We start from the raw sequence: 20,570 nt of genomic DNA, 5'->3' as shown, positions 1-20,570 counted from the left end.
TCTGCAATTGCTGGGTTGAACTCCGCCCTCTTTCGGATCTCCCAGTCCGGGCCTGTGGATGGGTAACTGGAGGGCTCCATCCGCGGGCCGCGGTCAAGGCACAGCACCCGATATCCCTTCGACGTCAACCGCCAGGCCGCTGCCGCTCCCGCGGCCCCGGCTCCGACAATGATGAAGTGGAAACGGTCCATTACTTCGGAAGAAACTGCTCTAGGATTTCCGGTATCGTAATCAACATATCGGCCTCGCAAGCGATCGTGCCGTTGGTATAGCCCGTCGCGTGACCCTTACATATGCCGCGTCGCCAGCTGTCCACGTAAGCTTCGATCTGCAGGCACTCTCCCGGCAGAACTTCCTTGCGAAACCGCACCGTGTGCTGAAGCGCATGAGTGACCATCCCCTTCAGCCCTTCCTGCGTGGTGATCGCGACGGTGAGCATCTGCGCCATCGCCTCAAGCTGCAGCGCGCCGGGCATGTTCGGACGGCCGGGAAAGTGGATGGGAAAATACCACTCGTTGTTGGAGAGGTTCTTGTAGCCCTTTGCATATTTACCTGGCTCGACATCGGTGACGCAGTCGATCATCAGGAAAGGATATCGATTTGGCTGATAATCCTTCAGCGCTTCCGCGTTCAACATGAATCCCAATGTTCTTACTCCTGTCTGACAGCTAAATTCAGCATATGCGGCAGCACGATCCTGGATAAGCAATGTTCATGGATCTGACTCGCGAAGTGAAGGCGTACTGCGACTTAGCAAGCCAACCCTGCCGCAGGCTTGCGCAGAAACCCCGCCCAACTTGCGCTGCAAAGGCGCCTATAGGCTGGTTTCACCAGCCAGTGTGGCTCTCATTGAGAACGAGAACAACGGCTTATCAAAGCAAACGAACTCATGCTTCCGGAGTGCCGTCAGCTATACCGAAAATGCGATAACCGTCGATGTCATGGATTGCAATGGTGCGCCTACCAGCGCATCGGCCCGAAAATCGGAATCGATTTTCGGGCCGATGCGAGGATTGAAAGTGTTAAGGCGTCTTAGGCAGCTCGCGAAAGCTGGCTGAGGGTAAAGACAGAATGCTCGCCGGCGTTCGAGAAGCGGGGAATTTCACTCGCCCTTTCGCTTTCGCAGGACATAGCTGCTCTCGTACTCCGGCAATTGACCCAAAACATCATAATTTTCGAAAAGGCCCGCTGCACCTATTCTATCTACGGCGGGTCCTACTTCTGGTGAATGGGCAAAATCGCCATAGTCGTCGAAGACGATATACCCACCAGGTACGACAAATCGCTCATAAAGAAGGAAATCTGCCCATACATTCTCGCTCGCATGACCGCCATCGATATGCAAAATCTTGAACCGTTTGGTGGCCTGAAGCGTGCGCTCGATGGCATTTTGCGAGTAGCCTCTTACCAAAATGCAGGTTCTATAAAGAACATTGCGAAAATAATCGACTTCTTGAAGTTGTCCTGGCAATTCGAATGGATCGATTCCAACGAGTTTTGTCGAAGGCGACGAAAGCCTTTGCATAAAGGCGAGAGACTTGCCTTTCCAGACGCCGATCTCAACGATGTCTCCCTCGAGTGAGGCCACGTCGATACTGAGAAATCCCAAAAGCTTCACGTAGGAATGAAAGGACAATTCTGTTCGGGACATGTACTTGACTGGCATCGCGGCATAAGCTGCGGCAAAATCTGTCTCCAGCTTATCCCATTCGTTGTCGACGCGTGCCCGCACTGCAGGGTCCGTCATCAGCGTTATTAGACTATCCATTACCCAGTCCCCTGCCAGATTTTTACCATTTCTTCGATGTGTTATTGCTCTGATTCTGTCAATATGGAGTGCCCCCACCAACTCCCGAGGGGAGGCCATTTCGCCGATGAAGCCTTTGCAGAGAGCGTTATCTGTCGGCCAAATCCTGGACGGCGAACGCAATGCTCACCGCGCGATTGACGGCCGCCGCAAGAACCGACATATGGGTCTCGCCGGCATACAGCTCGAATTCGGTACGCAATCCGTCGGCGGTGCCGTTTAATCGCTCCGCCATCTCCCGCGCCAGGAGGACGGTCCGCTCGATCTTCCTCTTCTCCAGACGTGTCGCGGCATCCTCGTTCCGGTACTGGAAGGGTGCCAGCTCATCGCCTTCGTGTTCTCCGGCGGACAAATGCAGGAAGGATGCCTTTCCCGGTATGACTTGGCGGTTCGCCTCATTCTTGAGAATTTCACTGTTCTCCCAATAGATGGTTGGGCTGGCGGCAATCCAATTGGCAAACAGACTTGGACGCTCGAACAGGCCATAGAGAGTAAAGAGGCCGCCGAAGGAATGTCCGAAAAGCGATCGGCGCATGGGATCCAGGATCACCATCTCTGCAATCCGCGGTATAAGCTCGTGCTCGATGAAATCGAGCAGCTTGCCGGTCCCTCCGATGACAACCGGCGGACCGCCCTCAACGAAGGGCGGATAGGATTTGACCGGCGGAGGCCCTAGATCCCAAGACCGGCGGAGTGGATCATAGGGCGCGTCGCACGGATAGCCGATCGCCGCGATCACCCCCCAGCCGACATTCGTTCCCGTGGGATAAGGTGCCTGCGTGACCAAGCTGGCGACCGCGAAGGGGAAAGTGGCGTTGCCGTCGGTCAACACGAGAAGCGGCCATCCTTCCGCTGGTGGTCTCTCTGCCGGAATGGACAGGAATATGCGATAGGGCTCGCCGCCCGCGACAGGAGTCAGATCGAAAAAACACGTTCCGGGCATTGAATAGACGCTGGAAGGAATGGTCATGAGAATCGCCTTGTCGATATGCGCGCCAACGGGAAGAGCCAGTACACGATGCCGAGTGAATATCTGGACGCCCTTATTCGCGAAGATATGGCACGCGAAGAAGATGGCCGCTATGCCCTATGCTCGCTGTTGCGGGCGGAAGAGGAATCCCGGCGCGGAGAAATGCTGCCCTTTTCGGCTCTGGATGCCGTCGACGCGGAACTGGATGAAGAGCTACGCTAGTGGCTCAGTGCGTTCTCATCCTGCCGGCCGACGACGCCGGCCGGCATAAGCGAGAGCATGTCGTCGTTTCTTAACTGACACCGAGGAACTGCTTCAGCTCTGCCGTCTGCGGATTGGCGAAGACTTCCTCCGGCCGGCCTGCTTCGTGGACCCGGCCCTGATGCATGAAGACGACACGGTTGCAGACGTCGCGGGCGAACTTCATCTCGTGGGTTACCATCAGCAGTGTCATGCCCTCGGCGGCAAGCTCGCGCACGACGGCCAGAACTTCGGCGACCAGTTCCGGATCGAGCGCGGAAGTGATTTCGTCACAGAGAAGGGCTGCAGGCTGCATGGCGAGCGCGCGGGCGATGGCGACGCGCTGCTGCTGGCCACCCGAGAGCTCGTCCGGATAGGCGTCGAACCTGTGGCCCAGCCCCACCCGCTCCAGCATCTTGCGGGCGGTGGCTTCGGCTTCGGCCTTCGGGGTTTTCTTGACCACGGTCTGCGACAGCATGACGTTGCCGCCGACCGTCAGGTGCGGGAAGAGGTTGAACTGCTGAAAGATCATGCCGACCTTGAGGCGCAAGGCCTTCAGATGCACTTCGTCATCGAGGAGCTGCGCGCCGGCCACGGAGATCGAGCCGTCGGTGATGGTCTCCAGGCCGTTGATGCAGCGAAGCAGGGTCGATTTTCCCGAGCCGCTCTTGCCGATAATGGCGATGACTTCGCCAGCCTCGACATCGAGATTGATGCCCTTCAGCACCTCGGTGGTTCCATAGCTCTTGCGGACTTCAGTGATTTCGATGAGCGACATTGAGCTTCCTTTCCAGGATCTGGCTGCTTTTCGACAAAGGCCAGCAGAGGGCGAAATAGATGAGGGCGACGAGCCCGTAGACGGTGAAGGGCTGGAAGGTGGCATTGGTGACCACGGTGCCGGCTTTCGACAGTTCGACGAAGCCGATGATCGAGGTCAGCGCCGTACCCTTGACGATTTGAACGGAGAAACCGACCGTGGGCGGTATGGCGACCCTCAGCGCTTGGGGCAAGATGACGTAGCGCATCTGCTGCAGCCGTCCCATGCCAAGGCTGGCAGAGGCTTCCCATTGCCCCTTGGCGACCGCTTCGACGCAGCCGCGCCAGATCTCGGACAGGAAGGCAGCACTCCACAGGATGAGCGCCAAACCTGCGGCAAGCCAGGCCGGCACGTCGATCCCGAAGAGGCCGAGGCCGAAAAACGCGATGAAGAGCTGCATCAGCAGCGGCGTGCCCTGGAAGAGCTCGATATAATATTTCGCGATTGCCCTGAATGCCTTGCGCTTGCTGATGCGCAGGAACAGCAGCCCCAGTCCGACCACGCTGCCGCCGATGAACGAGACGAGCGAAAGCAGGATCGTCCAGCGGGTGGAGAGCAGCAGGTTGCGCAGGATGTCCCAGAGTGTGAACTCGATCATCGTGCCGCCCTCCTCGGGAAAATGAACCCGCCGACCACTCCCAGCAGCTGCCGGAGCAGGATTGCCAGGACGAGATAGATTGATGTCGAGACGATGTAGGCCTCGAAGGCGCGGAAGGTTCGTGATTGTATGAAGTTCGCCGCAAAGGTCAGATCCTCGGCGGCGATCTGCGACACGACCGATGAGCCGAGCATGACGATGACGACCTGCGACGATAGCGCCGGCCAGATGCGCTGCAGTGACGGCACGAGAACGACATGGCGGAAGGTTTCGAAGCGCGTCATGGCGAGGCTCTCGCCTGCCTCGAACTGGCCCTTCGGGGTCGCCTGGATGCCCGCACGGATAATTTCGCAGCTATAGGCGCCGAGGTTGATGACCATCGCGAGATTGGCGGCCGTCAGTTCGGGAAGCTGGAGGCCGAGCGACGGCAGGCCGAAGAAGATGAAAAAGAGCTGGATCAGAAAGGGCGTGTTGCGGATCAGTTCGACATAGGTCGCAACGACAGGTTTCAGCCAGGCCGGGCCGAGTGCGCGCACCCAGGCGCAGAAGATGCCGAGGGCAATGCCGAGCACACCGCCGATCGCGATAAGCTCCAGGGTGACCAGTATGCCCTTGATGATCTCAGGGTAATATTGCAGCAGCCAGCCAAATTCGAAATGATAGCTCAAGGAATTGTCCCCTCTTGCGGTGACCGAGCGTCACGTCATCCCGCGTGCGGGCGCGGGATGACGTTGGTAAGACCGGGTCCTTAGAGATCCGACGGGAGATCAGCGCCGAGCCACTTCTGCGATATGGCGTTGAGCGATCCATCGGTTTTGGCGGCGGCGATAATGCCGTTCACCTTCTCCAGAAGCGCCGCCTGCTCCTTGTTGAGGCCGATGTAGCAGGGCGAATTCTTGATGAGGAACTTCAGCTCAGGGCGCTTGGGAGGATTTTTAGCGAGGATCGCAGCGGCCACGACGTTGCCGGTGGCGATGGTGTCGACCTGGCCGGACAGGAAGGCGGAGATGGTGCCGTTATTGTCCTCGTAGCGCTTGATCGTCGCATCGGCCGGCGCGATCTTCGTCAGTTCGAGGTCCTCCACGGCGCCGCGCGTGACGCCGATGCTCTTGCCCGCAAGATCCTCCGCCTTGGCGATCGAAAGATCGGCCGGCGCGAACACGCCATTGAAGAAGGGGGCATAGGCTGTCGAGAAATCGATCACCTTTTCGCGCTCCGCATTCTTGCCGAGGCTCGATATGACCAGATCGACTTTGTTCGTCTGCAGATAGGGGACGCGGTTGGCGCTGGTGACCGGCACGAGTTCGGTCTTGACGCCCAGCTTTTCGGCAATGAGATTGGCTACATCGATATCGTAGCCCATCGGCGCCATATCGGTGCCGACGCTACCGAAGGGCGGGAAATCCTGCGGGACGGCGACACGCAGCGTCCCGCGCGCCGTGATGTCGGCGAGAGCATCGGCATAGGACGCCGAGCCGAAGCCGAAGGTTGCAGCCAGGGTCGCGATTGCGAAGAAGAATCGTCTTGTCAGCATGTTTCAATTGCTCCTTTGAAGTTGTGATTTTTTGGGTCTGACGGTTGGGGATACGGCTCTGGGAGGAAGGGACAGGGAATTGCGCAGTTCCGAGAGCGGATCCGGACGCGCGGTGAGGTCGAGGCCCATTTCCACTTCGTCGAGATGTTCGACGGAGAGCTCCGCAGCTCTGCCGAAATCGCCCGCCTGCATCGCTTCGAAGATGCGGCAATGCCCGTCGTGAGACTGTGTCGCATGAAATTCAGACTGATAGAGCATCGAAATGAGGATCGTCCTCGCGGTGAGATCGCGCAGGATGTCGACGATGATGGCGTTCCCGCTCAATTCTGCGATGCGGATGTGAAAATCGCCCATCAAATAGGTCAGGCGCTGGCGGTCGCCGGCAGCCATGGCGCTTTTTTCCTCGTTCAAATGCGCGTCGAGAGCTTTATGTCCCTCGTCTGTCAGCACGCGCATGCTGCGCAGCAATCCGGCCTCGATGACGCGCCGCGCCTCATAGACCGCGATCGCCTCTTCGGCAGACGGCTCGACGACGAACCAGCCCCGTCTCGGACTGACATGTACGATGCCGCGTGTTTCCAGGCGCATCATGGCTTCGCGAACGCGGGTGCGGGACACACCGAAAAGGGTTGCCAGCTGGTTTTCGCTGAGCCGCGTACCGGGCCGGATCTTGGCTGACAGAATCCCGGAAACGATCGTTTCCTCGATGGTCTTCTGCGTGGTCTCGGATGTCTGGCTATCTTGCATACAAGACAGAAAGCAAAGCGCGTGCCAAAATTCTGCGTTCAGGATTTCCAGGATATCTCGGATTCGGCGCCTGGAATTTGCACCCTGGGAATGCAGACTGAACGTAAATTGAGCGAGTGCCGGCAACTCGTTGTCAATCCGGATCGGCGCCGGCCGCCCAAAGCCCACAAAGCCCCTTCCTCTCGAAAAGCTGCTTGCGGCAAGACCGGTTCGGCCGAGGAATGGCAGCGGAAGACCGCGCGCAAGGGAACCCTTGCAGAGTTTCTGATGCAATCGCCTTTGCGTGGCGCCGATCTGGATCCCGAACGGCAGCGCGACGAACCGCGGGATCTCCAGCTGTGAGACTTCTGCCGGCCACGAATGTGCTTTCCGAGGTGACAAGGCCGCGTCCCGATACACATGCCTTACAATGGCTGGACAGCCTCGACGAGGATCGCTCGTTCATCAGCGTCGTGTCGATCGCGGAGATCCGGCGTGGCGGTGCACTGATGGCAAGCGGCCGGAAGCGCGACGCGCTGGCCGAATGGCTTACCCAAGACCTGCCGCAGCGCTTCGAGCAGCGCGTCATCCCTGTGGACGAGCCGGTTGCGATAGCCTGTGGCGACTTGATGGGGTTCGCAAAGCGAAGCGGACGCGGCTTGTCGTCAATGGACGGCCTGATTGCCGCCACTGCGATTGCTCACGATCTCACCCTCGCCATCCGCAATATAAAGGATTTCGAGGGCTTTGGGATCGAACTTGTCGATCCTTGGACCGAGCGCCCGTGACGATCCGCAAAGCGGAGCGCCGCGGGATCTTTAAGTTTTGTTTATGCAAATCGTTGTCCCAAACCGCTGCGCACTTTTGGGCGACATGCATTAGAGCATTTCCGTGGAAATGCTCTATCTCTTTGTTTTCACGCAATTCCGAACGCAAAACCGCTACGCACTTTTGCTGAATATTGCTCTAGTTGAAACTCGAGGTCTTGAGGAATTCCGCCAGCCGTTCGGTCTTCGGATGCACGAACATCTCCTTCGGATTGCCTTCCTCGCAGATGACGCCCTGGTTCATGAAGATGACGCGTGACGAAACGTCATAGGCAAAGCGCATCTCATGGGTGACGAGCAGCATGGTCATGCCGTCGGCGGCAAGCCCCTTGATGACCTGCAGCACTTCGCCCACCAGTTCCGGATCGAGTGCCGAGGTCACCTCATCGAACAGCATCAGCCTGGGCGACATGGCGATGGCGCGGGCGATCGCGACACGCTGCTGCTGGCCGCCGGAAAGCTGTCCGGGATAATGGTTCGCGCGGGCGGCAAGGCCGACACGATCGAGCCATTTCTCCGCGATGGCGCGAGCGTCCGGCTTCGTCATTTTCTTGACCTTGACCAGGCCGAGCATGACGTTTTCGGCGGCGCTCATATGCGGGAAGAGATTGAACTGCTGAAACGCCATGCCGGTCAGCGCGCGCTGTCGAGCGATTTCCTTCTCGCTCTTGCGTCGCCGCGTTGTCCCTTCCGCGCGGTAGCCGATCTCCTCGCCATCGAGGCTGATCGTGCCGCCCTGGAATTCCTCCAGCATGTTGATGCAGCGCAGCAGGGTAGTCTTTCCGGAGCCGGACGAGCCGATGATGGAAATGACTTCGCCCTCCTCCACGGCGCAATCGACGCCCTTGAGGACTTCGTGGATGCCGTAAGTCTTGCGCAGACCCTTGATGTCGAGAATGGTCTTGGCCATCGGGGGAACTCCTCAGGACGGCAGGGCGGTCTTGCGCTCGACATATTTGCCCAAGTGCTCGATGCCGTAGTTGATGATGAAATAGAGACCGCCAGCCAGGAAATAGAACTGGAGACTCATGAAATTGCGGGAGATGATTTCCTGCGTGCGCAGGAGAAGCTCCGCAACGCCGATGACGGAAAGCAGCGTCGAGGCCTTCACCATCTCGGCCGCCGTATTCACCCAGGCCGGCAGGCACTGGCGCATGGCCTGCGGCCACAGCACCGAGGTGAAGGTCTGGGTAAAGGTCAGGCCGATCGCCTTGGCGGCTTCGGTTTGTCCCTTCGGGATCGCCTGAAGCGCCCCACGGACGATTTCGCCGACATGGGAGGAGCAGAAGATAGCAAGGGCGAGCACGCCTGCCGAGAACGGCCCGAGATCGAGGCCGACGGCGGCGGAGACGTAGTAGCTCGCCAGCACCAGCACGAGCACCGGCGTGCCGCGGATGATATCGGTATAGGCGCGCACGACCAGACGCAAAATGACGCCGCCGTAGACGAGCGCCAAGCCGACGAAAACGCCGAGCACGGAGCCCGCGAGGATGGCCAGCAGCGAGATCGACACGGTCACGCCGATGCCGTTCATGATGACGTAGCGGGCAATCCAGAGTTGTTCGAGAAAGGTGTGGGACATCAGGGTCTATCTCGGCAGGGCCAGACGGCGTTCGACGAAACGCATCACGGCGGCGATGAGGAAACAGGTCGCGACATAGAGGGCCGATGTGACCATCCAGGTTTCGATGACGCGGAAACTCTCGACATTGATCTTGCGGGCGGCAAAGGTCAGTTCCGGCACGGCGATGGCGGCGGCGAGCGAGGTGTCCTTGAAGAGCGAGATGATCGTCGAAGACAGCGATGGCAGCACGTTGCGCAGCATCAGCGGCGCGATGATGGAACTGCGGATCTGCATGCCCGTCAGGCCGATGGCAAGGCCCGCTTCCGTCAGTCCTCTGGGAATCGACAGCAGTCCGGCGCGGAACACCTCGGCCAGATAGGCGCCGGAATAGAGGGATAGAACCAGGACGAAGCTTTTTATCTTGTCGAGGCGCAGGCCCATCTGCGGCAGCGCAAAAAAGGCGAAAAGCACCAGGACGAGAATCGGCAGGTTGCGAATGACGGTGACATAGGCCCGGGCCGGCACGACCGCAAAGCGGCTCTTGGAGGTCAGTGCGAAGGCCACGACGAGACCGATCACGGCTCCGATCAGGATCGAGATCACCGCGAGGCCGAGACTGAGCGCAAGCCCGCTCAAAAGAAAATCGAAATTGCGCCAGACGGCCGCGAAATTCAAAGTGTAACCCATACGGGCTGCCCTTTCAGATCAGAGCATGATGCCGAGAAGTGTGAACAGTTTTCGGGCGACGTCACACTCTCACTCTTTAATCGAGCGGAGCGGGAGCAAGTCCCGCTCCGCATGGATGTTACTTGAACTCGACGGGAAAGCCGATCTGCGGCGGCGTTAGATCCTTGCCGAACCAGGTCTTGAAGGACTTGGCGTAAAAGTCGAACTCAACGCCGGTCATGGCTTCGTGCAGGGCGGTGTTGACGAAGTTCAGCCAATCCTGATCGCCGCGCTTGACGGCGCAGGCATAGGTCTGCGGGTTCCAGCCGTAGCCGGCATCCTTATAGCGGCCCGGATTCTGCGTCATGTACCAGGCGAGCGACGACTGGTCGGTGGCGACTGCATCGGCACGTCCCGACTCCAGCGCCTGGTAGATCAGGTCGACGGATTCGTACTGGTCGACGGTCGCCTCCGGCAAGGCCGCATGCACCATGGCCTCGGCATAGACGTTCTGAAGGACGGAGATGGTGACGGAGGAGCCGGCGGCCTTGAGGGCGGCGTAATCGGCATATTTTCCGTCCGCTTTCAGCATCAGGCCCACGCCTTCGCGATAATAAGGAATGGTGAAGGCAACCTGCTGGGCGCGCTCGCCGGTAACGGTCATGAACTGGCAGGTGATGTCGACCTTGTCAGTGGTGATGTTCGGGATGCGGGCGTCTGAGGACTGGTTCACATACTCGATCTTTTCAGGATCGCCGAAGAGGGCCTTGGCGATGATATGGCCCATGTCGACGTCGAAGCCCTGAAGCTTGTCGTCGGCGCTCTTGAAGTGCCAGGGCGCATTGGTGCTGCCCGTGCCGAGGACGAGGTGGCCGCGGGCCAGCACTTCATCGAGCTTGCTGCCTTCAGCCAGCGCAGGCGTGGACAACAGGGCGGCAGCGATCAGCGACAGCACGCCGGTGCGAAAGGAAATGGTCATGGCGTTCCCCTTAATGGATGTTTCCAGCTAATCCAATATACCGGACACATGTCTATTTTATTGGATGGACTTATCAAGTGCCATCAAGGAGAAATTGTCAATGGGGCATGCCGAAAAAACGCGCAGTGGCGCGCGTGGCGATTTTTTCGGCAGTGCAGCATTTCCCTCTTGTTTCAGAGGTTCACCGCCATGACCTTGCCGCCAGCGACTTGGCGGTCATTGGCGGGTTTCATTTTCGGGTTGAAGGAGGTCGAAGATGCAGCCCTTGGAGCCGGCGCCTCGCGATCCGGCTGCCTTGCGCCTTCTCGCCATATGGTCGCGGCTAGATCGAGCTGGCCCGGAGGCTCCCGCCCTTCCCCAACGAATCCACGCCGCTGCCGCTCGCAAGGCACGTTGATTTTGGAAAGATGCTGCCGAGCCGGAGGAATGTTATGAGCGCCGCCGAGTTCATCGAGATCGTCACGCGCTCTATGATGCCAATCGATACCGATTATGTCGGAGAGGATTTCCGCTCCAATCCGGAGCTGCCGCCGCTTGCGTCACCGACAGCCATCCAGGCATCGCGAACGGCCTGACGCAGATAACGTTCACGCGTCGCCAAAGGTCTTGGCGACGTGCCGCGCTTTGGCCGTTTCGCCGATCCAGCTGTTGAGCAACGACGCAGCCGCATGGCTCTGCAAGACGATCTGAGGCACCAGATCGATATCCGGAAGGCTGCCCAGGCCGAGCGGCCCCATCGCAAACAGCCCGTGCAACGCGCTCGCCTTGGTCCGCCCGCATTCGTCAACGACGATACCGATCTCGAGTTCGTCCCGCGTTGCAAGGCCTGCAACGATAAGCGATCGAACCAGCGGGCTATCGGTCCCGGACGGCCGGAACCGGCAGTCTATCGTCAGATCCGCGGGAAGGACCTCGAGCCCGGTCGGCGCTGAAAACAGCACGCCGTTGGTGGCGATGCAATTCACTTTGCCCTTCCTGACGGCGATCGCGCCGCTGGCGATCGCATGATGCAGGCGCTGATAGTGCTCCGGCGGCAAGCGGTTGCGATGGCTGTCGTAAATGGCCTTCACGTGGCGTTTGAATCGCGCTCGCTCTTCCGGCGTCAATCCCGCCCAAAGATCGCGCGCACGTGAACGAAAGCCGTTCATAATGCCTTGCCATCCCGAACCTTCCAGATCGGCTTTGCTGGCGGCCTCACGCAGGAAACGGAACGCGCCGCGCAGCGTCCGCGGCATGGGTTGGTCGGTGACAACAGCTCCGACGGCGGCGGGAGCATGCGACTGAGGCAGGAAGCCCGATTCCGAGATCAACGTGACATGGGAAATCTTGGCATCCGCCAGCAAACCGAGCGCCCTGTCGACCGCATGGATGCCGCCGCCGATCACGACGGCGCTTCGCACTCCGCCGGCAGGCGCCACGTCTGTATTGTCCCGCATGCCGTAACCGGTCGCGAGAAACACGGCATCGAAGCGGGTTCGTTGCTCTCTTCCAAGGCAAACGGAATATCCCCCGTCCAGATGCCTGTCGATCGCCGTGACCGCATCCGAGCCAAACTGGACGATCACATCAGGCCGATGCGTCAGGGCTTCGGAAAAGCGTTTATACACATAGGTGCTGAAAATATCTCCGGGTACAAAGGCGTGTTCGAGACCGGCAGGATCCGAGATCAGTCGATCGCGCCATGTGTCATCCGTTTCCAGCCAGCGGCGAAAATCGTCCGGGAGTCCGGGATCGACGGAAAGGTCGCGAACGCGGCTGGTTAGCACCGTCGATGCGGGCTGACTGATGCCCTCGCCAATATCGATCTTCGCGCGCGGATCGAACATCACCAGATGGAAGGGCCGATCGACTCTCTTGAAAAGAGCGATTGCGGTCATGATCCCGGTAAAGCCCCGGCCGATGATCGCAATCCTTGCGAGATGGTCGGCATCTCGGCTCTCCGAATTCGAAGAACGTGAGGAGAGAAGAGTCATTGGCTCCTTCTGCGTTGGATCGCTCGGCTCTGTATCCATCAGAACCGACCGGCCGCATAATTCTCTACTAAAACCATAGAAATTTATATCCGGAACGCAAGCACTATTCGACTTCAAGTGATGACGGCCCGGCTTTGGTGTCTGGCGAGCCTTGGCTTTCTTGCGGCTGCTCGCTTCAAGCCTTCCGGAGCACCGGTGACGGGTGATGCGGCAACTTGGAAATAATTTCCCGTTTCTCACGAAAAAAGAGAGGAATTTTGGAGCTGCTGCGAAGATCCACGTAATTATAGACCATCTATCGAGGGCCGGATTCACCTAACCTCATGCCGGACGTCACGACGTTCGCCTGTAGAAGGAAGGTGCTATGACGGTTCCACTGGTCAGCTTGAGCAATCTGTCGACCGAGCCATCCCCCTCGCCTCAGGTTGCCGCCATATGGGAGGCTCTTTGCGCGGAGGCCGTCAATGCTTCGGCCAAGGATGCAGCACTCACGCGCGCCATGAATTCCGCCGTGCTTTATCATGCGAGTTTCGCCCAGGCGCTGGCCCAGCGGGTCGCGATCAAACTGGCCAACCACGACCTCGACCATGACGAGCTGCTGGCGGTGATTGCCCAGGCGTTCATCGGCAATCGCAATATTGTCGCCGATGCCGCGGCGGACCTGACGGCAATCAAGGAGCGTGATCCGTCGAACACGGAAATCCTGACGCCATTCCTGTATTTCAAAGGCTTTGTGGCTCTGCAGGGCCAACGCGTTGCCCACTGGCTATGGCACCATGACCGCCTCCATTTGGCGCGCCATATTCAAAGCCGCATTTCCGAAGTTTTCGGCGTCGACATTCATCCCGCCGCAAAGATGGGCCGGAGCATCATGCTCGATCATGGGAGCGGCCTGGTCATCGGCGAGACGGCTGTCGTCGAAGACGATGTATCGATCCTCCAGAACGTCACATTGGGAGGAACGGGTAAGGAAACCGGTGACCGGCACCCGAAGGTGCGGCGCGGCGCTCTGATCGGAGCGGGAGCCAAGATCCTCGGCAATATCGAAATTGGCATCGGCGCCAAGGTGGGTGCAGGCAGCGTGGTCGTGAATGCCGTTGCCGATTACACATCGGTCGCAGGCATTCCGGCAAAGCAGGTGGGCAGGCGTCACTTCAACCTGCCGGGTATCACCATGGACCAAACCGTGTCCGAACCGGAGTATATGATCTAAGGGCGCGGTGCGGATATACGCTGTCCTGGATCGAGCATCCCTACTGCGCGGCGGTCCGAAAGGGATTCGACGGGAGATCGCGAAGGCGGAGGTCCCAAAGGGCATCGGCCGTCATTGTCTCCCCTGCCCCGGATTGACCGATAAATAAAAGCGCAGAGCGACTATCAACCGCATTGTCTCTACGGCCAGTTCGGCGACGGCGCATAAATATCCCGCATCTCTGCAGTTCACTGAAAATATAATTAATTTATCGGTATAATGAACTTAATTAGCCAATTAGTTCCGCTACTGCGGAATGGGATGGAAGTGCCTCCCTCACGCTATAGCTAGGGGTCCAATACCGCTAGTGATGGATCTGGCGCCGCAAAGACGTAAAACAGAACAGATCGGAGCCATGTCCGGAGATTTGCCCATGCCCAGTGCAATGTTCACGGCCGACGACCTTGCGGTGATCCGCCGCGCTTATGCCCATCAGGTGGCGGCGACCGCCGGGATGACGAACCCGCGGATCGAAGCTGCCTTTGCCGCTGTGCCACGCGAGAAATTTCTCGGTGCTCCGCCATGGCAGATCGCCAATCTGGGTGGCGGATATCGCCCCCTCCCCTCCTCCGATTTGGTTCTGGCCTATCAGGATGTGTTATTCGCCCTGCAGCCCGACAAGGGCGTCAACAACGGCAGTCCCTCACTGCATGCCCGGCTCCTGGGCGAACTGGACGTCAAGGTCGGTGATCGTATCGTCCATATCGGTGCCGGCACCGGCTATTATAACGCCATCCTCGCGGAGCTGGTCGGTGCTGCCGGTCATGTCTATGCCGTCGAGATGGACGCCGATCTGGCCGACCACGCTCAAACGGCGCTTGCCGACCGAGCCAATGTCAGCGTCATCATCGCCGATGGCACTCAATGGCCGCAGCAAGAGGTGGATGCGATCTATGTGAATTTCGCCGTCGCGCGTCCCGCGGCATCCTGGATCGAAGGGCTGCGGCCTGGAGGGCGCCTAGTGCTGCCGCTTGGCGTGCCGCGCCAGGGCCGACCGTCGAATGGCGGCCGTCACGCATCCCACGGCGCCGCGCTTCGCATCGAGCGCGGCGCGAATGGATTTGCGGCGCGGTGGATCAGCACGGCTTATTTCGTCTGCGCCGAGGGCGGGTTGACGATCGACGAGAACGAAATCGAAGCGCTGACGGCCGCGTTCAAGCGCGGCGGTATCGATTTCGTCAAAAGCCTGCTGTGGAAGGCGGATCCGCGGATTGGACGCTGCTGGTATATCGGCGACCAATGGGCGCTTTGTTATGACGACGTTTGAAACATCCGTTCCGCCCGAGTCGACCGCTCCATCTTCGTGAGGAATGGGAGCGATGCAGCACATCGCCGTGCCGGGAGATAAACGCCCTCGATGCCGCCCTGCCCTTTGGCGGCGCAATCAGCCGGTCACACTTCTGGCCGGCAATGGTATCGCCACACCCAAACACTCTGCCCAGGACGGCATGGGTGATGACAAAGCTTGGAGTGCCGACGTCTGACTCACCCTCCCTAAGCTGAGTGCAGGCGCGTCACGGTCTCCCCTGCCCTGGCGCCGGAATGCTTGCCGGTGAGATTTTACTGCCGGTGCCTTTGAGATTGGCCAAGTGCGCCGAGGTGTCCGAGCCACGGCCGTGTCCGCGGAGGACGAAGCGGGATTGCTCTGGTCCGTATGGATCTGGATACGGCGCGTCCACGGACGAGCTGCTGGCCGATCCGAGCGCGCGCGGTCTCGCCGAGGCATTCGAGGCTCCTCTGGGAAGGCGGCGTTCAGATGCCAGTGTAGATAAGCAGGCGACGGGTACTAAGTCGCTTCCGCCGGCTTCACCGGTTCACGGCCTATCGCTTGAGGAGCGTCCACAAGAATGGAGAAATTGGGAAGCGTTGCTGACTCGCCGGCGACGGAAGGCGGCCAAAACGACAAAAGCCCGGCGCGGGAGAGATGCGCCGGGCTTCGATTGTGACCGACAGCCGGGGAGGAGAGATGCTGTCCGTCGGACCGAAGCTGCTCGGAGGGGTTAAGCGCTTCAGTCCGTCACGAGGTAGTGCCGCAATGCGGCAAATTCAAGCCTGGCGGTTGCGCCGCTCTTTATGTGGATCACGCTGCGGACGAAGGCGGTCGGGCAGGTGCAGCTTTTCTCGCAGGTGATGGGGCTGGCATGGTGTTGTCCGCGGACAACCAGCCGAGGTGCGGTGCCGGAGGAAGGGCTGCGCTTCGCTGCGAGACGACGGAGGTCGGCTCGGTCCGGGGTGAAGCGATCGGTGAGAGCATCAGTGATCGCATTGCTGCGCCTCAAGCGCCGGGGTGCGCGAAGGTGAGGGCGGCTCGGTGGTCGACGATGACGATCCTCTCTTGGTCTGTCTTGGTTGGGCCTTTCGCTCGCTCGAGCGCGTGACCTTACGCATCGCCGTCCAGCTGATGGGTGCATTGATCGAATATTCGACAAGCGGTCGCCAAACTGACCACCTTACACTGGTCATTTGCGGCAGGGACCGGCCCATCGGCTTCCACCGCATGCGGATGCTGCCGCTGTCATCAAGCCACTTTCGCTTCGGCCTTGTTAATTGGTCCAGTGGCTTCCCACCGCGCGGTGGATGAGTTCGTTTCCGCCTCGTCGCTGAGCCAGCCGACGATCATCCGTGGAAGCTTTCGGCGAGAAAAATCACTACGCCGGCAACTGCGCGGCTTTTCGAATGGGCCGCATTCCGTCCCTTGTGGAACGAGCGGGCAGATCTGCCGGCTGGTCCGATCTTTACCAAATTCTTTGCGCACATTCACGAAGCTGTTCGACAAGGCGCCGCTCTGCGATGGCTGGCGGCGCCGCCACGGCGGTCATGGTGCTGCGCGTCCAGGATGCCGGCTGGGAAGGTGACATCAGGGGTATCTCGTCGGTCGCGCCATCAATTGCTGTGGGGCCGTTCGCGCAAATGATCTGATTGGAATCACGTTGATCATCCCGTTGTCCGCGGACAACGGGGTCCATCAGGCAGTTGTCCGGGCGCAGGGATTGCCGTCCCGCCATTGAGGCTGCCGTCTCGGTGTGATGCGGTCCAGCGGCGCAGCTGTCATCTGCAGTCGGGTCCTTATGTGATTGAGTGGAAGGATTGCGGGGCAGGGGATCGGCAGTTCGCGGATGAGACCTTCGTTAGCGCACATGAAGCTGCGGTGACGTTCAGCGATTTGCCCGCGGTGGCGAGCCGAATGCATGTGTGAAACGGCAGCCCCCGGTTCATTCTCGTGGGATAGGCATATGTGGCGCTAAGGCTGCGCCGCCATGGCAGATGGAGCAGCGCCCGACAGTGGTGCGCGTATTGATGGGGAAGTCCCTTGCTCTCAGGCAGTCTGGGGAAGACCTGCGTCAATCCCGGCCACTATACCTCGAGATGATCCTGCGCCGTGCGAAGGGGGTGCCCACGGGCGCCAGATACTGAACTGCCGGAGCAGCGCCGCCGGCGACGGTCGGGGCGCCGATGGCTGAATGAGGCCAGGCTGCGAACTGCTCGCCATCCTGAGTGGGCAGCTGGCTTCGCCTTCTTGCTGCGCAGATGCTTGCGTGTTCGTCGATCGCTGGGCGTATTCTGTCAATTGCCGACAATCTGGTACGCGACAACGAGGCCTTCAAGATCGTGTCCGTGAGCAGGCAGCGTCTCGGTCTCGACGACGCTTGGTCGTGAGCTGTGCCGGGGGAAAGCAATCGGTCGTGGATGCTCTGACCCGATATTTGTCGGGTGAAAACGCAAGCGGCTATTGCAGGCCATCGTCGCCGGCGCTATTCTTTTGCCAGGCTTGTGATCAACGCTTCATCTGCGGATGCCGGTCGCCGAAAGGTGCCGGAATCGGGATGTTGGGGAGTGGATTTTGGATCCAAATTGCGCTCCGGATGTGAGCCGAGCGCCAATCTATGGCCTCGTGGCCGCCAAGAAACCCTAGTGGCAGCCCTTTCGGACAGGCAGCCGGCAACGCGGTAACGAAACCAAAGTCCGATTTTGCTTCCGTAGTCTTATGTGATTGAAGCGATATCAATGACTTATGGCTTTCCGAATTGCTCCCGCTTTCGTGTCCATTCCCCTGCAGCCTGACCCGCCTGGGAACAGACTGACGTCGCCCCCGCATCAAATGTCCGTAGGAAAGCAACGGCTTGCATCCTTTAGCGGCGGCCTGCGTTATGTCAGCACCAGACCGGAGAACATCCTCATGTCCGATGTGCTTCACCTCAAGAGGCTCTCCATTGCCGCGACAGTGATGGCCGCGGGGATCGGCGCGCTTGTCTTGATGCAGGCAAAAGAGCGCAGTTCGGTCGCCCCGTCTGCGAATACCGGCCACCGGGGTGACGATCATGGCCGCAGTGCCAGTGTGCCCGAGGCCATTCCTCTCAGCGGTCTGCGCGACGTGTTCTGGCGTGTCTTCCACGAAGTCCTCGCGGACCGAGTGACGTTGATTGCGGCGGGCGTGACCTTTTATCTGTTGCTGGCGCTGTTTCCAGCCATGGCGGCCTTGGTCTCTCTTTACGGGCTGGTTGCCGATCCGATCACCATATCCGAACACCTTCGCGAATTGGCCGCGCTTTTGCCGCCCGGCGCGTTCGATCTTCTTGCCGACCAGATCAAGGAACTGGTCAACCGGCGCGACGCCACGCTCGGCATGACCTTCTTCGTCGGTCTCGGCATCGCCCTGTGGAGCACGCATAGCGGCACGCTGGCGATCTTCGACGCGATGAACGTCGCCTATGAGGAGGAGGAGAAGCGGGGGCTTGTCCGGTTGAACCTGATAGGTCTCTGCTTCACCTTGTGCGCGATGCTTTTGATGGTGGTCATGGTGGCGCTCGTCGGGGTCATGCCGGTGGTCCTCTCCTATCTCTGGCTCGATCAATTCAAGGAGCATATGGCTCTTCTCATGCGATGGCCGCTGCTTCTGCTGGTCGTCGCGGTGGCGGTCACATCAGTCTACCGCTTCGGCCCCAGCCGCGAGCCTGCCACGCTCCGGTGGATGACGTGGGGCGCGGTTCTGACCACGGTCGCCTGGGCTGCCATGTCCCTCGGTTTCTCCTTCTATCTGGATCATTTTGCCAATTACAACGCGACATACGGCACGCTCGGCGCGCTGATCGGCTTCCTCATCTGGATCTGGCTTTCCGTCGTCATTCTTATCGTCGGAGGGGAGCTTAACGCCGAACTGGAGCATCAGACCGCAAAGGACACGACGACGGGCACGCCGCTGCCGATGGGAGCGCGTGGCGCCTATGTCGCGGACACTCTGGGCGAGACCATGAGCTGACCGCGATGATTGCTACTCTCATATAGTTTTGATGTATTCTGCCGTTTCTGCAGTCCCGAAACAGGAGACGATGATGACCGCCCCGCATCCTTCCAAAACCCATATCGGCAATCATGCCTTGCATCCCGAAACACAGATGCTGAACTACGGCTACGATCCGGAACTCTCGGAAGGGGCGGTCAAGCCGCCGGTGTTCCTCACCTCCACCTTCGTGTTCAATACCGCGGAGGATGGCCGCGACTTCTTCGATTATGTGTCGGGCCGCCGCGAGCCGCCCGAGGGGAAAGGGGCCGGCCTCGTCTACTCGCGTTTCAACCATCCGAACAGCGAGATCGTCGAGGACAGGCTTGCCGTCTACGAACGGACGGAAAGCGGCGTGCTGTTTTCATCCGGCATGGCGGCGATCGCCACCACTCTGCTTGCCTTCGTCCGGCCTGGCGATGCGATCTTGCATTCGCAACCGCTCTATGGGGGAACGGAAACATTGCTGGCGAAGACCTTCCTCAACCTCGGCACCGCCGCCGTTGGATTTGCCGACGGCGTCAGCGAAGGATCGGTGCAGAAGGCGGCGGAAGAGGCGATGGGCAAAGGCCGCGTCTCCGTCATCCTGATTGAGACGCCTGCCAATCCGACCAACAGCCTGGTCGATGTCGCGATGATCCGGCGGGTGGCCGACATGATCGGTGCAAGACAGGGCCATATGCCGATCATCGTCTGCGACAATACCCTGCTCGGACCGGTCTTCCAGCGGCCGATCGAGCACGGCGCCGATATCTCGCTCTATTCGCTGACCAAATATGTCGGCGGTCATTCCGATCTGATCGCCGGCGCCGTTCTTGGTCGCAAGGCAGTGATCAAGCAGATCAAGGCCCTGCGCGGCGCGATCGGCACGCAGCTCGATCCACATTCCTGCTGGATGCTCGGCCGTTCGCTGGAGACGCTGCAGCTGCGCATGGAGCGGGCAAACAGCAACGCGCGGGCCGTTGCCGATTTTCTGCGTGATCATCCGAAGGTTGAGATGGTCCACTACCTGCCCTACCACGATCCGGAATCGCCGGCCGGCCGGACCTTCAGGGCGCAATGCACCGGCGCCGGCTCCACCTTCTCTTTCGATATTCGCGGCGGTCAGCCCGCTTCGTTCAAATTCCTGAACGCGCTACAGATCTTCAAGCTCGCGGTCAGCCTCGGCGGCACGGAATCGCTTGCGAGCCATCCGGCCGCCATGACGCATTCCGGTGTGCCTGCCGATGTCCGCCAGCGCATCGGTGTGTTGGAATCGACGATCCGCCTGTCGATCGGCATCGAACATCCGGATGATCTGATTGCCGACCTGGAACTGGCGCTGCAGGCGGCCTGAGAC

22 protein-coding genes and 2 pseudogenes are annotated in these 20,570 nt (G+C 59.8%); 10 read left to right on the top strand and 14 right to left on the bottom strand.

The annotated features are described in order from the left end of the window. Positions 1 to 65: 65 nt before the first annotated feature. The 4 genes and pseudogenes from FHT69_RS34600 to FHT69_RS29155 form a co-directional block, all read right to left on the bottom strand. Positions 66 to 191 (bottom strand): annotated as a pseudogene (locus FHT69_RS34600) (FAD-dependent oxidoreductase); the annotation flags it as partial. Continuing rightward, positions 191 to 637, bottom strand: coding sequence for a 3-hydroxyacyl-ACP dehydratase FabZ (fabZ, locus tag FHT69_RS29165; RefSeq protein WP_174824469.1), 447 nt, complete (start codon positions 635 to 637; stop codon positions 191 to 193). The gene fabZ and the pseudogene FHT69_RS34600, both read right to left, overlap by 1 nt. Positions 638 to 1,102: 465 nt before the next feature. Continuing rightward, positions 1,103 to 1,768 (bottom strand): class I SAM-dependent methyltransferase, encoded by a 666-nt coding sequence (locus FHT69_RS29160; protein ID WP_063474007.1) that lies wholly within the window; start codon positions 1,766 to 1,768, stop codon positions 1,103 to 1,105. 127 nt (positions 1,769 to 1,895) lie between these two features. Then, on the bottom strand, positions 1,896 to 2,777 hold the full coding sequence (locus FHT69_RS29155; protein WP_097543285.1) for an alpha/beta hydrolase: 882 nt from the start codon (positions 2,775 to 2,777) through the stop codon (positions 1,896 to 1,898). Between the two features lie 48 nt (positions 2,778 to 2,825). Here FHT69_RS29155 and FHT69_RS29150 point away from each other — a divergent pair, with 48 nt between their 5' ends. Next, entirely contained in the window at positions 2,826 to 2,999 is a 174-nt protein-coding gene (locus FHT69_RS29150; protein ID WP_244604819.1) for a hypothetical protein, read from the top strand. A 70-nt stretch (positions 3,000 to 3,069) separates the two neighbouring features. Here FHT69_RS29150 and FHT69_RS29145 read toward each other — a convergent pair whose 3' ends face one another. The 5 genes from FHT69_RS29145 to FHT69_RS29125 form a co-directional block, all read right to left on the bottom strand. Next, positions 3,070 to 3,795, bottom strand: a complete 726-nt coding sequence (locus FHT69_RS29145) for an amino acid ABC transporter ATP-binding protein (protein WP_047613813.1) — start codon at positions 3,793 to 3,795, stop codon at positions 3,070 to 3,072. Beyond that, complete coding sequence (locus tag FHT69_RS29140) at positions 3,773 to 4,432, bottom strand: amino acid ABC transporter permease (RefSeq protein ID WP_183906321.1); 660 nt, start codon at positions 4,430 to 4,432, stop codon at positions 3,773 to 3,775. Before FHT69_RS29140 ends, FHT69_RS29145 begins: the two co-directional genes overlap by 23 nt. After that, the gene (locus tag FHT69_RS29135; protein WP_047616948.1) at positions 4,429 to 5,100 is read right to left on the bottom strand and encodes an amino acid ABC transporter permease; all 672 of its coding nucleotides are present in this window, start codon (positions 5,098 to 5,100) and stop codon (positions 4,429 to 4,431) included. The genes FHT69_RS29140 and FHT69_RS29135 overlap by 4 nt, the downstream gene beginning before the upstream one ends. A gap of 80 nt (positions 5,101 to 5,180) precedes the next feature. Next, on the bottom strand, positions 5,181 to 5,966 hold the full coding sequence (locus FHT69_RS29130; protein ID WP_132574773.1) for a transporter substrate-binding domain-containing protein: 786 nt from the start codon (positions 5,964 to 5,966) through the stop codon (positions 5,181 to 5,183). Between the two features lie 3 nt (positions 5,967 to 5,969). Next, the gene (locus FHT69_RS29125) at positions 5,970 to 6,713 is read right to left on the bottom strand and encodes a GntR family transcriptional regulator (protein WP_063474012.1); all 744 of its coding nucleotides are present in this window, start codon (positions 6,711 to 6,713) and stop codon (positions 5,970 to 5,972) included. Between the two features lie 210 nt (positions 6,714 to 6,923). Here FHT69_RS29125 and FHT69_RS34385 point away from each other — a divergent pair. Next, positions 6,924 to 7,055, top strand: a pseudogene (locus tag FHT69_RS34385) (prevent-host-death protein); the annotation flags it as partial. Next, a complete protein-coding gene (locus FHT69_RS29115; protein ID WP_183906320.1) occupies positions 7,052 to 7,480 on the top strand; it encodes a type II toxin-antitoxin system VapC family toxin in 429 nt (142 codons plus the stop codon). The pseudogene FHT69_RS34385 and the gene FHT69_RS29115, both read left to right, overlap by 4 nt. Before the next feature lie 178 nt (positions 7,481 to 7,658). Here the strand turns inward: FHT69_RS29115 and FHT69_RS29110 are convergent, their stop codons facing one another. From FHT69_RS29110 to FHT69_RS29095, 4 genes are all read right to left on the bottom strand, one after another. Further along, positions 7,659 to 8,429 carry an amino acid ABC transporter ATP-binding protein gene (locus FHT69_RS29110; protein ID WP_063474013.1) on the bottom strand — a complete coding sequence of 257 codons (771 nt, stop codon included), beginning with the start codon at positions 8,427 to 8,429 and terminating at the stop codon, positions 7,659 to 7,661. Positions 8,430 to 8,441: 12 nt separating this feature from the next. Continuing rightward, a complete protein-coding gene (locus FHT69_RS29105) occupies positions 8,442 to 9,101 on the bottom strand; it encodes an amino acid ABC transporter permease (protein ID WP_183906319.1) in 660 nt (219 codons plus the stop codon). Between the two features lie 6 nt (positions 9,102 to 9,107). Continuing rightward, the gene (locus FHT69_RS29100) at positions 9,108 to 9,770 is read right to left on the bottom strand and encodes an amino acid ABC transporter permease (protein WP_047613797.1); all 663 of its coding nucleotides are present in this window, start codon (positions 9,768 to 9,770) and stop codon (positions 9,108 to 9,110) included. A gap of 118 nt (positions 9,771 to 9,888) precedes the next feature. Next, positions 9,889 to 10,728 (bottom strand): transporter substrate-binding domain-containing protein, encoded by an 840-nt coding sequence (locus FHT69_RS29095; RefSeq protein WP_028758973.1) that lies wholly within the window; start codon positions 10,726 to 10,728, stop codon positions 9,889 to 9,891. Positions 10,729 to 11,159: 431 nt separating this feature from the next. Here FHT69_RS29095 and FHT69_RS29090 point away from each other — a divergent pair, with 431 nt between their 5' ends. After that, entirely contained in the window at positions 11,160 to 11,303 is a 144-nt protein-coding gene (locus tag FHT69_RS29090) for a hypothetical protein (RefSeq protein ID WP_179867815.1), read from the top strand. A gap of 12 nt (positions 11,304 to 11,315) precedes the next feature. Here the strand turns inward: FHT69_RS29090 and FHT69_RS29085 are convergent, their stop codons facing one another. Then, the gene (locus FHT69_RS29085) at positions 11,316 to 13,016 is read right to left on the bottom strand and encodes an FAD/NAD(P)-binding protein (protein ID WP_312865627.1); all 1,701 of its coding nucleotides are present in this window, start codon (positions 13,014 to 13,016) and stop codon (positions 11,316 to 11,318) included. Between the two features lie 49 nt (positions 13,017 to 13,065). Here FHT69_RS29085 and cysE point away from each other — a divergent pair, with 49 nt between their 5' ends. From cysE to FHT69_RS29060, 6 genes are all read left to right on the top strand, one after another. Next, positions 13,066 to 13,914, top strand: coding sequence for a serine O-acetyltransferase (cysE, locus tag FHT69_RS29080; protein ID WP_097543291.1), 849 nt, complete (start codon positions 13,066 to 13,068; stop codon positions 13,912 to 13,914). 394 nt (positions 13,915 to 14,308) lie between these two features. After that, positions 14,309 to 15,220 (top strand): protein-L-isoaspartate O-methyltransferase family protein, encoded by a 912-nt coding sequence (locus FHT69_RS29075; RefSeq protein WP_183906318.1) that lies wholly within the window; start codon positions 14,309 to 14,311, stop codon positions 15,218 to 15,220. 1,044 nt (positions 15,221 to 16,264) lie between these two features. Further along, a complete protein-coding gene (locus tag FHT69_RS33990) occupies positions 16,265 to 16,534 on the top strand; it encodes a hypothetical protein (protein WP_210304370.1) in 270 nt (89 codons plus the stop codon). A 41-nt stretch (positions 16,535 to 16,575) separates the two neighbouring features. Beyond that, positions 16,576 to 16,872: a hypothetical protein gene (locus tag FHT69_RS33985; RefSeq protein ID WP_210304368.1), complete on the top strand. Its 297-nt coding sequence runs from the start codon at positions 16,576 to 16,578 to the stop codon at positions 16,870 to 16,872. Between the two features lie 1,258 nt (positions 16,873 to 18,130). Continuing rightward, positions 18,131 to 19,210, top strand: a complete 1,080-nt coding sequence (locus FHT69_RS29065) for a YihY/virulence factor BrkB family protein (protein ID WP_097543293.1) — start codon at positions 18,131 to 18,133, stop codon at positions 19,208 to 19,210. Positions 19,211 to 19,283: 73 nt separating this feature from the next. Further along, the gene (locus FHT69_RS29060; protein WP_183906317.1) at positions 19,284 to 20,567 is read left to right on the top strand and encodes a cystathionine gamma-synthase family protein; all 1,284 of its coding nucleotides are present in this window, start codon (positions 19,284 to 19,286) and stop codon (positions 20,565 to 20,567) included. Positions 20,568 to 20,570: the final 3 nt, after the last annotated feature.

It is taken from the genome of Rhizobium sp. BK008, assembly GCF_014197345.1.
GTDB lineage: Bacteria > Pseudomonadota > Alphaproteobacteria > Rhizobiales > Rhizobiaceae > Rhizobium > Rhizobium anhuiense.
Note: the sequence above shows the minus strand (reverse complement) of the source record. Positions and strands in the feature narration are given on the sequence as shown.